This is a genomic window from Duganella sp. SG902, from assembly GCF_013376005.1.
Lineage (GTDB): Bacteria > Pseudomonadota > Gammaproteobacteria > Burkholderiales > Burkholderiaceae_D > Rugamonas.
Genome location: NZ_JABMJK010000014.1, coordinates 21265 through 33543 on the forward strand (window position 1 = coordinate 21265; position 12279 = coordinate 33543).

The 12279-nt window shown below is 66.6% G+C and carries 11 protein-coding genes; 4 read left to right on the forward strand and 7 right to left on the reverse strand.

Features of this window, described 5'->3' with window-relative positions; translation table 11 throughout:
* Positions 1-2: 2 nt before the first annotated feature.
* Both FHW83_RS24140 and FHW83_RS24145 read right to left on the reverse strand, forming a co-directional pair.
* On the reverse strand, positions 3-2180 hold the full coding sequence (locus FHW83_RS24140) for a molybdopterin cofactor-binding domain-containing protein (protein WP_176648911.1): 2178 nt from the start codon (positions 2178-2180) through the stop codon (positions 3-5).
* Entirely contained in the window at positions 2177-2680 is a 504-nt protein-coding gene (locus FHW83_RS24145; RefSeq protein ID WP_176648912.1) for a (2Fe-2S)-binding protein, read from the reverse strand. The genes FHW83_RS24140 and FHW83_RS24145 overlap by 4 nt, the downstream gene beginning before the upstream one ends.
* A 152-nt stretch (positions 2681-2832) precedes the next feature.
* Here FHW83_RS24145 and FHW83_RS24150 point away from each other — a divergent pair, with 152 nt between their 5' ends.
* The 3 genes from FHW83_RS24150 (at position 2833) to FHW83_RS24160 (ending at position 5571) form a co-directional block, all read left to right on the forward strand.
* Complete coding sequence (locus FHW83_RS24150; protein ID WP_176648913.1) at positions 2833-3441, forward strand: OmpW family protein; 609 nt, start codon at positions 2833-2835, stop codon at positions 3439-3441.
* 106 nt (positions 3442-3547) lie between these two features.
* Positions 3548-5128, forward strand: coding sequence for a methyl-accepting chemotaxis protein (locus tag FHW83_RS24155; RefSeq protein ID WP_176648914.1), 1581 nt, complete (start codon positions 3548-3550; stop codon positions 5126-5128).
* A gap of 17 nt (positions 5129-5145) precedes the next feature.
* Positions 5146-5571, forward strand: a complete 426-nt coding sequence (locus FHW83_RS24160; protein WP_176648915.1) for a hypothetical protein — start codon at positions 5146-5148, stop codon at positions 5569-5571.
* 48 nt (positions 5572-5619) lie between these two features.
* Here the strand turns inward: FHW83_RS24160 and FHW83_RS24165 are convergent, their stop codons facing one another.
* Entirely contained in the window at positions 5620-7245 is a 1626-nt protein-coding gene (locus FHW83_RS24165) for a methyl-accepting chemotaxis protein (protein ID WP_176648916.1), read from the reverse strand.
* Between the two features lie 94 nt (positions 7246-7339).
* Positions 7340-7627, reverse strand: a complete 288-nt coding sequence (locus tag FHW83_RS24170) for a DUF4148 domain-containing protein (protein ID WP_176648917.1) — start codon at positions 7625-7627, stop codon at positions 7340-7342.
* Between the two features lie 178 nt (positions 7628-7805).
* On the opposite strand from FHW83_RS24170, the gene FHW83_RS24175 reads away from it, so the two are divergent.
* On the forward strand, positions 7806-9395 hold the full coding sequence (locus tag FHW83_RS24175) for a M28 family peptidase (RefSeq protein ID WP_176648918.1): 1590 nt from the start codon (positions 7806-7808) through the stop codon (positions 9393-9395).
* Between the two features lie 92 nt (positions 9396-9487).
* Here the strand turns inward: FHW83_RS24175 and FHW83_RS24180 are convergent, their stop codons facing one another.
* Genes FHW83_RS24180 through nudC form a run of 3 tightly spaced genes read right to left on the reverse strand, consistent with a single transcriptional unit; the run spans position 9488 to position 12231 of the window.
* Positions 9488-10795, reverse strand: a complete 1308-nt coding sequence (locus tag FHW83_RS24180; RefSeq protein ID WP_176648919.1) for a thioredoxin family protein — start codon at positions 10793-10795, stop codon at positions 9488-9490.
* A gap of 5 nt (positions 10796-10800) precedes the next feature.
* On the reverse strand, positions 10801-11361 hold the full coding sequence (gene folE / locus FHW83_RS24185) for a GTP cyclohydrolase I FolE (protein WP_176648920.1): 561 nt from the start codon (positions 11359-11361) through the stop codon (positions 10801-10803).
* A gap of 51 nt (positions 11362-11412) precedes the next feature.
* Complete coding sequence (gene nudC / locus FHW83_RS24190; protein ID WP_176648921.1) at positions 11413-12231, reverse strand: NAD(+) diphosphatase; 819 nt, start codon at positions 12229-12231, stop codon at positions 11413-11415.
* Positions 12232-12279 lie beyond the last annotated feature (48 nt).

Sequence of the window (12279 nt, forward strand, 5' to 3'; positions counted from 1 at the left end):
GGCTAGGCCTTCTTCACCAGGCTGGTGTTTTTCAACGGCAGGTCGCGCACCCGCTTGCCGGTGGCGGCGAAGATGGCGTTCAGCACCGCCGGCGCGGCCACCGCGATCGTCGGCTCGCCCACGCCACCCCAGAAGCCGCCGGACGGCATGATGATGGACTCCACCTTCGGCATGTCCTCCAGCTTCAGCACCTGGTAGGTGTCGAAGTTCTGCTGCTCCATCTGCCCATCCTTGAGCGTGCACTCCCCATACAGCGCGGCGGACAGGCCATACACGAACGAGCCCTCCACCTGCGCCTCGATCTGCTGCGGGTTCACCGCATAACCGGGATCGGTGGCGGCGATGATGCGGTGGATCTTCACCTTGCCGGTCTTGCGGTCCACCGACACCTCGGCGCATGCCGCCACGTAGCTGCCGAAGCCCATGGTCTGGGCCAAGCCGCGATACACGCCCTTCGGCGCCGGCTTGCCCCAGCCGGCCTTCTCCGCCACCGCGTTCAGCACCGCCAGGTGCTTGGGATGGTCGGCCATCAGCTTGCGGCGGAAGGCCAGCGGGTCCTGTTTGGTCGCATGCGCCAGTTCGTCCATGAAGCATTCGAGGTAGATCGTGTTCTGGTTCAGGTTCACGCCGCGCCAGAAGCCCGCCGGCACCGGCGGATTGCGCATCGCGTGGTCGACCAGCAGGTTGGGGAAGCTGTAGCCGATGGACGCTTCCGGCCCCGGCGCGTTCAGCCCCTGGAACACCACCGGGTCCTTGCCATCCTTGAGCGTGGAGCCCAGCGACGCCAGGATCGACTGGCCGGCGATGCGCATGTGCAGCGCCGTCACGTTGCCCTTGGCATCCAGCCCCGCCGTCAGCTTGCACTGGGTGATCGGGTGATAGCGGCCGTGCAGCATGTCCTCCTCGCGCGACCAGATCAGCTTCATCGGCGTGCCCGGCATCTCCTTCGCGATCTTCACCACCTGCGTCACCCAGTCGTGCGTGGCGCCGCGACGGCCAAAGCCGCCGCCCAGGTGCATCTTGTAGACATCGCACTTGGCCGCGGGCAGGCCCGCCGCTTCGGCGGTGGCGGCCAGCGCCGCCTCGCCGTTCTGCGTCGGCGTCCAGACCTCGCAGCGCTCCGGCGTCCAGATCGCGGTGGCGTTCATGGTCTCCATGGTGGCGTGGTTCTGCCAAGGGAAGGAATACACCGCCTCGATCTTGCGCGCGGCCGACTTGATGGCCGCCCTGGCGTCGCCGTTCGCATTGCCGACCACCGCGTCCGGCGCGTCCAGCGCGGCCTTCAGCGTGGCGGCGACGTCCTTCTGCGACAGCTTGGCGTTCGGTCCCTTGTCCCACTCGATCGGCAGCGCATCCAGCGCGGACTTGGCGCGCCACCAGGAGTCTGCCACCACCACCACGGCGCTGTCGCCCAGCTTGAACACCTTCTTGATGCCGGGCCGCTTTTCAATCACCGCCGCGTCGAAGCTCTTCACCGTGCCGCCAAACACCGGGCAATCCTTGATGGCCGCGTTGAGCAGGCCGGGCATCTTGATGTCCATGCCGTAGACTTGCGCGCCGGTGGTCTTGTCCACCGTGTCCAGGCGCGCCAGGCGCTTGCCGGCCAGCTTCCAGTCCTTGGGATCCTTCAGCGCCACCTCGGTGGGCGGCGTCAGCTTGGCGGCGGCGTCGGCCACCTTGCCGTAGCTGACGGTGCGGCCGCTCGGCTTGTGCGTGATGACGCCAGCCGACGCCGCGCATTCGGAGGCCGACACCTGCCACGCGTCGGCCGCCGCCTGGACCAGCATGGTGCGCGCGATGGCGCCGCCCTTGCGCACATACTCGTGCGACTCGCGCACGCCGCGGCTGCCGCCGGTGGAGAACGAGCCCCACGCGCGCTTGCGCGCCAGGTTCTGGCCCGGCGATGGGTATTCGGTGGTGACCTTGCTCCAGTCGGCGTCGAGTTCCTCCGCCACCAGCTGCGCCAGGCCGGTCAGCGTGCCCTGCCCCATCTCGGAACGGGCGATGCGGATCACCACCGTGTCGTCGGGCTTGACCACCACCCAGGCGTTGACCTCCGGCGTGGCGCCGGACGCGCCCTTGGCGATGGGCGGCTGCTCCGCCGCCAGCGCGTCAAATGGAATGTGGAAGGCGACCACCAGGCCGCCGGCCATCTTGAGGAAGTCACGGCGCGCGTTCATGCCTTGCTCCCTTCGATGCGTTCGATCGCCAGGCCGGCCGACGCCGGATCGCCGCCGCGCACCGCCACGTGGATGGCCTTGCGCACGCGGTTGTAGGTGCCGCATCGACAGATGTTGGTCATGGCCGCGTCGATGTCGGCGTCGGTGCATTTGGGCTTCTCGCGGATCAGCGCGGCGGCGGCCATGATCATGCCGGACTGGCAGAAGCCGCACTGCGGCACGTCCAGCGCGGCCCAGGCTTTTTGTATGGGGTGCGAGCCGTCGGCGGACAGGCCCTCGATGGTGGTGATCTTCTGCGCGTTGGTCACGGCCGCGGCCGGGTACACGCAGCTGCGCACCGGCTGGCCGTCGATATGCACGGTGCAGGCGCCGCATTGGGCCATGCCGCAACCATACTTGGTGCCGGTGAGGCCGAGCTGCTCGCGGATCACCCACAGCAGCGGCGTATCGTCCTCCGCCTCATATTCCCTGACGACGCCATTGACGTTGAGCTTGGCCATGCGCGATCTCCTGTTTGTAGTTTGCCAAAATCGACCGCTGGTCATACTACCACTATTTCGCTTTTCAAAAGTTTTGACTTGGATCAAGGTTTTTACTGCGCCGCATCAATACACTTTTTCCTGTTACTTAACGACGACAAAGAGGAAGTGAAATGAGCAAGACCATCGCAGCAATCCTGGCCACCCTGACCCTGATGAGCGGCGCCGCCTCGGCGCAGGAAAGCCCGTGGCTGGTGCGCGCCCGCGCCGTGCACCTGGACCCGGCGGACAAATCCGATCCGGTGGCCGGCGTCGGCGCGTCGGACCGCATCGGCGTCAGCAACAAGACCATCCCGGAAGTGGACATCTCCTATTTCTTCAACAAGAACATCGCGGCCGAGCTGGTGCTCACCTATCCGCAAAAGCACGACGTGTCGCTGGATGGCGCCAAGGTCGGCACCGTCAAGCACCTGCCGCCGACGCTGCTGCTGCAATACCACTTCCTGCCGGACGCGCAGTTCCGTCCCTACGTGGGCGCGGGCGTGAACTACACCACCTTCTCGGACAACAAGCTGCTGAACGGCGCCGCCAGCCTCGAGCATGACAGCGTCGGCCTGGCGCTGCAGGCGGGCGCCGACGTGGCGATCGACAAGCACTGGTCGCTCAACTTCGACGTGAAGAAAGTCCAGATCCGCAGCGACCTGCTGATCGGCGGCGCCAAGGCCAGCCGCGTGAAGATCGACCCGCTGATGCTGGCCGTCGGGGTGGGCTACCGCTTCTGACGTTGCTTCACCGCTACACTGGCGGCACTGGGGTGGCACGGATGAGCGGATTCGGGAACAATCAATGTTCCACCAGATTCGCTCGCCGTGCACAGAAAGGCCGCCCATGTCGCTCACTCATCTCAAAATCGGAACCCGTCTTGGCATCGGCTTCGGCATCGTGCTGGTGCTGCTGGTGGCCACGGTGGTGCTCGGGCTCAGCGCCATGCGCCACATCGGCAACCGCACGCACGACATCATCGCCGACAAGAACGTCAAGATGGAGGCGGCCAACAAGATGGTGGACAACGTCCGCGGCATCACGCTCGCGCTGACCAACATCGTGGTGGTGCCCGGCACGCCGCAAATGAACGCCGAGCTGGAACGCATCGCCCAGGCGCGCAAGCGCTATGGCGACGCGCGCAAGATCCTGGCCGACATGGCCACCGAGGACAAGGAAAAAGCCCTGCTGGCCAGGCTGGACGAGCTGCTCAAGAAGGGCGCGGTGGAAAACGACAAGGTGATCGAGCTGCGCAAGGATGGCGAGATCCAGGACGCCACCACGCAGCTGACCCAGGTGGCGGCGCCCAGCCTGGGCGGCGTGCTGGGCGTGCTGGACGAGATCCTGGCCTACGAGACCGCCAGCGCGCGCCAGGCCGGCGACGACGCCAAGGCCACGCTGGACAACACGCAAACGCTGATGACGGTGCTGGGCCTGCTGGCGCTGGTGCTGGGCGGCGGCGTGGCGTGGTTCATCACGCGCTCGATCACGGTGCCGCTGAACGAGGCGGTGCGGGTGGCGGAAACGGTGGCGGCCGGCGACCTGTCGTCGCACATCGAGGTGCGCTCCGGCGACGAGACCGGGCGCCTGCTGGGCGCGCTCAAGGCCATGAACGACAGCCTGCTGCAGGTGGTGGGCCGGGTGCTGCAGGGCACCGATACCATCTCCACCGCGTCGAGCGAGATCGCCGCCGGCAACCTCGACCTGTCGTCGCGCACCGAGCACCAGGCCAGCTCGCTGGAGCAGACCGCATCGTCGATGGAGGAGCTGACCTCCACCGTCAAGCAGAACGCCGACAACGCGCGCCAGGCCGACACGCTGGCGCGCGCCGCCTCGGAGGTGGCCAGCAAGGGCGGCGTGATCGTCTCGCAGGCGGTGCGCACCATGGGCAGCATCAACGACTCGTCGCGCCGTATCGTCGACATCATCGGCGTGATCGACGGCATCGCCTTCCAGACCAATATCCTGGCGCTGAACGCGGCGGTGGAGGCGGCGCGCGCCGGCGAGCAGGGGCGCGGCTTCGCCGTGGTCGCCAGCGAGGTGCGCAACCTGGCGCAGCGCAGCTCGGCCGCCGCGCGCGAGATCAAGGAGCTGATCGACGCCTCGGTGGCCAACGTGGAGGACGGCTCGCGCCTGGTCAACGAGGCCGGCAAGACCATGGACGACATCGTGGCCAGCATCCAGCGCGTGACCGACATCATGGGCGAGATCACCTCCGCCAGCAGCGAGCAGACCAGCGGCATCGAGCAGATCAACCTGGCCATCACCGAGATGGACGAGGTCACGCAGCAGAACGCCGCGCTGGTGGAACAGGCGGCGGCGGCGTCGCAGAGCATGCAGGATCAGGCGGCGGCGCTGGCCGAGGTGGTGGGCTTCTTCAACACGGGCATGGCGCGCGGGACCGCTATAATGTTACCAAATCGATAGCCCACCCTGGAAAGCCCATGCGCAACACCCTGATTGTTTTGATGCCCCTGCTATTGGCCGCCTGCGTGGATGACTCCGCGTCCTACTACGCGGACGGCCCGGTCGGCAACCACGCGCTGACCATCCACCGGGCGCAAAAGCATTTCTGGAGCAGCGACAGCCGGGTCGAGCTGATCATGCAGCGCCTGCCGGACTGCATCCGCCGCATCGAGCTGACCGAGATGCCGGCCGAGGACGTGGAAATCGAACTGCTGTCGGGCGGCGACAATGTCTGGACCCTGCGCGCGGGGCAGGAGATGTGGCAGGTCGAAACCCAGACCTGCACCCAGTATCCCGATGTGAAGGGCGACGGCGGCGAACTGATGGGCGTGTTCCGTTCGGACGGCAACAAGTTCGTGTATGAGGCCGCCGTGGTCGAAACCGTCCCCGCCGACAGCAAATAAGCGTCGCTCCCGCGCAGGCGGGAGCCCATACGGCGTCTCCGGGCGGCGCTAGCGCACCAGCGCCATCTGGCGCGACGCCGACCGCGCGGCCGGCCGCGCACGCGGCGCCGCCGCCACCTGCTGCTCATTACCCAGCTTGAAGCGCGCCACCAGCGAGGCCAGCGTGGCCGCCTGTTCCTGCATGCTGCCGGCCGCCGCCGCCGCCTGCTCCACCAGCGCCGCGTTCTGCTGCGTCACCGAATCCATCTCCGTGATCGCCATGTTGACGTGGCCGATGCCGGTGCTCTGCTCGCTCGAGGCATCGGTGATCGACGACATGATCTGCGTCACGCGCGACACGCTGGCGACCACCTGGTCCATGGTGGCGCCGGCCTCGGCCACCAGCGCGCTGCCGGCGCCGATGCTGTCCACCGAGGCGTTGATCAGCTCCTTGATCTCCTTGGCCGCCGCCGCCGAGCGCTGCGCCAGGTTGCGCACCTCGGACGCCACCACCGCGAAGCCGCGGCCCTGCTCGCCCGCGCGCGCCGCCTCCACGGCCGCGTTCAAGGCCAGGATATTGGTCTGGAAGGCGATGCCGTCGATCACGCTGATGATGTCGACGATGCGCGTGGCCGAGGCGTTGATGGTCTCCATGGTCTGCACCACCTGCGACACCACCTTGCCGCCGCGCTCGGCCACCTCCGAGGCCGACTGCACCAGCTTGTTGGCCTGCACCGCGTTGTCGGCGTTCTGGTTCACGGTCGAGGTCAGCTCCTCCATCGAGGCGGCCGTCTCCTCCAGCGAGCTGGCCTGCGACTCGGTGCGCGCCGACAGGTCCATATTGCCGGTCGCGATCTCGCTCGACGCGGTGGCGATGGTCTCGGCGCTCTGGCGGATTTCACCGATGGTCTCGGCGAGGCGCTGCTGCATGGTCTTCACCGAGCGCAGGATGCTGCCGGTGTCCGACTCGTGGGTGCGGATCTCGACGCTGAGGTCGCCGTCGGCGATCGTCCGCGTGATCTGGCCGACGTACTCGGGGTCGCCGCCGATGGTGTGGCGCAGGCTCTTGTTGACGAAGCTGACGATCACCCACAGCAGCGCGCACACCGCCGCCAGCCAGCCGGCCGACTTCAACAGCGCGGCGCGGAAGGCGTCATCGATGTCGTCGGTGTAGACGCCGGTGGTCAGCGCCCAGTTCCACGGATCGTAGCGCACCACGCGGCTGAGCTTGGGCACCGGCTCGGTCGAACCGGGCCGCGACCAGTAATAGCTGACGAAGCCGCCGCCTTCCGGCAGGGCGGCCGTGGCGGCGATCGCGCGGTAGACGTAGGTGCCCTTGGGGTCCTTCAGGTCGGTGAGGTCCTTGCCATTGTTTTCCGGCTTGATGGGATGCATCAGCGACAGCGTGCCGTTGCTGATGGTGAAATAGCCGTCCTTGGCGTAGCGCAGCGCGCGGATCACATCCATCGCCTGCTTTTGCGCCTCTTCCTTGCTCAGGGTGCCGGCGGCGGCCTTGTCGCCGAACTGCTTGACGATGTTGAGCGCCATGTCGTCGACGTTGCGCAAATCGTTCTTGCGCTCCTCCAGACGGATGTTGCGGGTCTGGATGGTTTCAAACACAAAAATCGCCGTGATGCACAGCAGGCTGCAAATCAGCGGCACCCACAATTTCTGCTGAAATGACAATTTATTCATGATGCTGGTCTCCCTGATTGTCTTATGGAAACCAGCATACAACCAAAGCGGACCGTGTGGGCTCCGCTGTGGTTTATTTGAAACTCACTGAACCTTAACGGGCGCTGCTTTCCTTGTTCTGCTTGGCGGCCAGCTGGGCTTTCACCTCGGCGTTTTTGGCGCGCGGCGTCATGAAGGAAGGGTCCGGGTAGGCGTCGTTGATGTCCAGCAGGCCGGCCTTGCGGGCGGCGATGACTTCGGCCTTGACCTGTTCGCGGGTCAGGGTGCTGGCGGTGTTGTCGCGGAAGGCCTGGTCGAAGGCGGCTTCGTTGGTGTCGGCGGCGAACGTGGCGCCGGCGGCGGTCAGCAGGGCAACGGCGGCGAGGATGGCTTTGGTGTTCATGGTGATGCTCCTTAAGAGGAATGCGATGGAGTCATCTTAGTATTAAAAATTCCGATTAAAAAGCGCAAATATTCGCTCAAAACCATTCATTTATCCGATCTGTGCCATGCACATGGTAGTGTTCTTAAGCAACGAAATGTGTCAGAATGGTGAATTCATATTAACAATCCTTCGCCACATGAAATTGCCCCAGTCGACAGCGATCCTGGCGTTATGCGCATGCGCAGCGCGCGCCGCGGCATTGCCGATCGACGGCGCGCAGTTGGTCGAACAGATCAGCACGCTGGCATCGGACGAGTTCGAAGGCCGCGCGCCCGGCACCCAGGGCGAGAAAATGACCATCGACTACCTGCAGGAGCAATTCAAGAAACTCGGGCTGGAGCCGGGCAACCCGGACGGCACCTACCTGCAGGCGGTGCCGCTGGTCGGCATCTCCAGCCACCCCACCCTGAGCTACGGCGGCAAGCAGCTGAAATTCGGCGACGACTACGTGGCGTGGACCGCGCGGCCGCAGCCCAACCTGGACATCAGCGAATCCGAACTGGTGTTCGTCGGCTACGGCGTGCAGGCGCCCGAATTCAAATGGGACGACTACAAGGGCGCCGATCTCAAGGGCAAGACCCTGGTGATGCTGATCAACGACCCGCCGGTGCCCGATCCCAGGCGGCCCAAGCAGCTGGACGCCAACGTCTTCGGCGGCCACGCGGTCACCTGGTACGGGCGTTGGAACTACAAATACGAGATCGCGGCCAAGCTGGGCGCGGCGGCGGCGCTGATCGTGCACGAGACCAAGGCGGCCGGCTACCCGTACGAAGTGGTGGTCAATGGCTGGGGCCGTGAAAACTTCGCGCTCAAGGACAAGGAGCCGGAACCCTACCTGCCGGCGATGGCGGGCTGGCTGCAGCAGGACCGCGCGTGCGAGCTGTTCAAGGCGGCCGGGCTGGACTTCAAGGAGCTCAAGCAGCGCGCCGCCGCGCGCGACTTCAAGCCGGTGCCGCTGGGCATCAAGATCAACCTCACCGCCGTGAACGCCACGCGGGAGGTGGCGTCGCACAACGTGGTGGCGCGCATCCCGGGTTCCGACCCCAGGCTGAAGAACGAAGTCATCGTCTACACCGCGCACTGGGACCATTTCGGCATCGACGAAACCCTGCCGGGGCCGCGCACGCAGCAAATCTTCCACGGCGCGGTCGACAACGCCAGCGGCGTGGCGGCGCTGCTGCAAATCGCCAAGGCCTACAAGGCGCTGCCGGCGGCGCCCAGGCGCAGCATCCTGTTCGTGGCCACCACGGCCGAGGAGCGCGGCCTGCTGGGCGCGCAATACTACGTGCGCCACCCGCTGTACCCGATCGGCAAAACGGTCCTGAACATCAACATCGACGGCGTCAACCTGTGGGGGCGCACGCGCGAGGTTGAGCTGAGCGGCATGGGCAAATCCAGCGCGGACGACATCGTGGCGGCGATCGCGGCGCGGCAAGGGCGGGTGGTCAAGCCCGACAGCAACGTCAGCTATGGCAGCTACTACCGTGGCGACCAGCTGGAATTCGCGCGCGTGGGCGTGCCGACCATCTACCTGCGCAGCAGCGCCAGCAAGACCCTGTACTACACCGCGCACCAGTACCACACCGTCAACGACACCGTGCAAGCCAGCTGGAACACCGCCGGCGCGGTGGAAGACATCACCCTGCTGTTCCAGGCCGGCCACCAGGCCGCGCAAGCCAAGGACGCGCCGAAATGGAAGGACAACGCCGAATTCCAGCGCCGCTGATCCGGGGTCAGGTCCTCCATTTCTACACGAGCCCTGCAGTAGGCGCGCCTACTGCAGGGCTCGTGTAGAAATGGAGGACCTGACCCCGGAGTTTAGGCGCGGAGGGCGGCGGGGAGGCTGGCGTGTTTCGACGCCAGTTTTTGCAATTGGCTGAGGTTGCGCTGTTGGCGGGCATCGTCGCCGGCGGCCTGGAGGTCGGCCAGCACGCCTTCGACCGCCCGCGCGACGCGCGCGCTGTCTTGCGGCGCCAGCTCCAGCAGGCTGTTCAGGTAGGTCACGCCCCATTGGATGCGCGTGGCCGCCCCCACCGATGCTTGCCATGCCTTGCCATACCAGTCCAGCACGCCGGCGACGTCGTTGCGCCGCTTGGCGCCGGCCGCCAGGCTCAGCATGAAGTAGTACGGCGAGTGCGAACGCGGCAATTCGGCCAGCAGCACTTGCTCGGCCTGCGCCGTCAAGCCGGCGTCGTTCAACGCGCTCACCGCGGTGTTGACCAGGGTGTGGCGTTGGTAGGGATCGGTCGATTCGGCCAGCGCTTGCTCCACCCGCGCCCGCACCCGTTCCTGCAGGCCCTGCGACGGCGCCAGCAGGCGCGCCATCCGCAGTTGCAGGCGCGCGGCCATCAGGCGGTCCGGCAGGCTGAACCAGAGATCGTCGGCCCATTGCGCGGCCACGCCACCGAGGGCGGCCGCCAGCTCTTCGCGCCGGCCGGCGATCTTCACCAGTTGCAGGCCGTGGTCGTTGAATATGTCGAGGTTGGCGCGCGCCATGCGCGCGTCGGCCAGGATGGCCAGCAGGGCCGCCGCGTCGCCCACGCCGGAGGCCAGTTGCGCGTGCAGGCCGAGCCGCGCGGCGGCATCGGCGTGGCCGCCGGCCGACGCCGTCCCGGCCAGCGCGGACAGGGTCGGCGCCAACGCGCGCGTCCCCAGCAGCCTGGCTTCGTCGGTATCCCAGGAGTAGTGGCTCAGCAGCGACCACTCGTCCGCGCTCAGCGCGCGCGCGCCGGCCAGGGCCGCTTCCAGCGCGGCGGCGGCCGAGGAGCCGGCCCGGTGCACGGCCAGCGCGGTGTCGAAGGCGCTGACGAACAACTCGCCATCGAGCTCGCATGGCAGGCGGGTGATCTCGCCGCCATCCGGCGCGAACAGCACCAGCGTCGGGTAGCTGCGCAGCCCGTGGCGCGCGGCCTGCGCCTGGGCGCCGGCGCCGTCGCCATCGAGCTGGTAGCACAGCACGGATGCCGTGCGCGCCGCGAACTCGTCACGCGCGAAGATGTCGGATTTGACGCGGTTGCACGGCGGGCACCACACGGCCCCCCAGTACAGGAACAGGGGACGCCGCTGTTCCCGCGCCAACGCCTGCGCCTGCGCCAGCGTGCCGCCCAGCCATTCTATCGCCGCCATGCGCCTCAGTCCTTGGCCAGCGCCAGGAATTCGGTGCGCATCGCCAGGTTGGGCTGCAGTTCGCCCAGCATGGCCGAGGTGACGGTCTCCTCGCCCGGCGTGCGGATGCCGCGGCTTTCCATGCACAGGTGGCGGCATTTGACCACCACGCCCACCGCCTTCGGCTCCAGCACTTCCATCAGCGCGTTGGCGATCTGCATGGTCATGCGTTCCTGCACCTGCAGGCGCTTGGCGAAGCAGTCGACCAGCCGGGTCAGCTTGGACAGGCCGACGATCTTGCCGTTCGGGATGTAGCCGATGGTGGCCTTGCCGAAGAACGGCGCCAGGTGGTGCTCGCAGTGGCTGTACACCGGGATGTTGCGCACGATGATGAATTCGTTGTACTGCTCGGCGCCGTCCTCAAACGCCTTCAGCAGGGTGGCCGGGTCCTGGTCGTAGCCCGAGGTCCAGTGCTTCCACGCCTTGGCAACGCGGGCCGGCGTTTCCAGCAGGCCCGGACGGTCCGGGTCTTCGCCGATGCTGGCGATCAGTCGGCGCCAGTCGTTTTCCGTAAATTCTTGAGACATGTTGAAACACCTTTTTTTAAAATTGCCCGACAGTATATCGGACCTGCGGCCCTACCGCTTGGGCCGGTGGGCGTCCACCAGCCTGGCCGCGATCGATACCTTGACCGGCAACTCCGGCCATTCGTCGTCCGTGCCGAACCAGCGGGCGTCGGCGATTTCAGCGGGGTCGATGCGGATCTCGCCGTCGAGGTAGTCGGCGGTGTAGGCGATCATCAGCGAATGCGGGAACGGCCACGACTGGCTGCCGAAGTAGCGCAGGTTGTGCACGCGCAGCCCGACCTCCTCGTACACCTCGCGGTGGATGGCCTCCTCCACCGATTCGCCAGCCTCGAGGAAGCCGGCCAGCGCGGTGTAGCGCTTGTACGGCGAGTTGGTGTGCAGGGCCAGCAGCACCTGCTCGCCCTTGCGCACCAGCACCATCATGGCCGGCGAGATGCGCGGATAGGCGCCGTGCCCGCAAGCCGGGCATTTGTAGCAGCGCTCGCCCTCGAGCAACCGCAACGGCGTCGCGCACGCGCCGCAGTAGCGATGGGTGCGCGCCCATTCGGCCAGCTGGTAGGCGCGCCCGGCCAGGCCGAGGAAGCCGTCGTCCAGCGCGCCGAACAGCGAACGCAGGCCGTGGTAGCCGAAATCCGGCCCCGGCAGCGCCGGCTGGTCCAGCCACGCGGCCTGGTAGTACCGCCCTTCCCACAGCCCCAGCGGATGGATGCGCTCGGGCGCCAGATTCAGCGCGGCCAGCTCGCTTGCGTCCGGCAAGCCCAGATTGCTGTTGCGCAAAAGCAACTCGCCGCGATGGTACACAAATGTCAACGTATCGGCATGGTTTTGCGGACGGATCAGCGGGGTAAATGTGGCGGGAGTTTGCAGCATGGCCGTGAAAATAAAGGATAAGCGCGAAACCGCATCTTACAGTGTTTC

Bases quoted from the DNA above. Each gene is read 5' to 3' on its own strand.
- nudC (WP_176648921.1), bottom strand. From the start codon at position 12,231: ATGCTGCAAACTCCCGCCACATTTACCCCGCTGATCCGTCCGCAAAAC.
- FHW83_RS24150 (WP_176648913.1), top strand. From the start codon at position 2,833: ATGAGCAAGACCATCGCAGCAATCCTGGCCACCCTGACCCTGATGAGC.
- FHW83_RS24175 (WP_176648918.1), top strand. From the start codon at position 7,806: ATGAAATTGCCCCAGTCGACAGCGATCCTGGCGTTATGCGCATGCGCA.
- FHW83_RS24160 (WP_176648915.1), top strand. From the start codon at position 5,146: ATGCGCAACACCCTGATTGTTTTGATGCCCCTGCTATTGGCCGCCTGC.
- FHW83_RS24165 (WP_176648916.1), bottom strand. From the start codon at position 7,245: ATGAATAAATTGTCATTTCAGCAGAAATTGTGGGTGCCGCTGATTTGC.
- FHW83_RS24170 (WP_176648917.1), bottom strand. From the start codon at position 7,627: ATGAACACCAAAGCCATCCTCGCCGCCGTTGCCCTGCTGACCGCCGCC.
- FHW83_RS24145 (WP_176648912.1), bottom strand. From the start codon at position 2,680: ATGGCCAAGCTCAACGTCAATGGCGTCGTCAGGGAATATGAGGCGGAG.
- FHW83_RS24140 (WP_176648911.1), bottom strand. From the start codon at position 2,180: ATGAACGCGCGCCGTGACTTCCTCAAGATGGCCGGCGGCCTGGTGGTC.
- FHW83_RS24155 (WP_176648914.1), top strand. From the start codon at position 3,548: ATGTCGCTCACTCATCTCAAAATCGGAACCCGTCTTGGCATCGGCTTC.
- folE (WP_176648920.1), bottom strand. From the start codon at position 11,361: ATGTCTCAAGAATTTACGGAAAACGACTGGCGCCGACTGATCGCCAGC.
- FHW83_RS24180 (WP_176648919.1), bottom strand. From the start codon at position 10,795: ATGGCGGCGATAGAATGGCTGGGCGGCACGCTGGCGCAGGCGCAGGCG.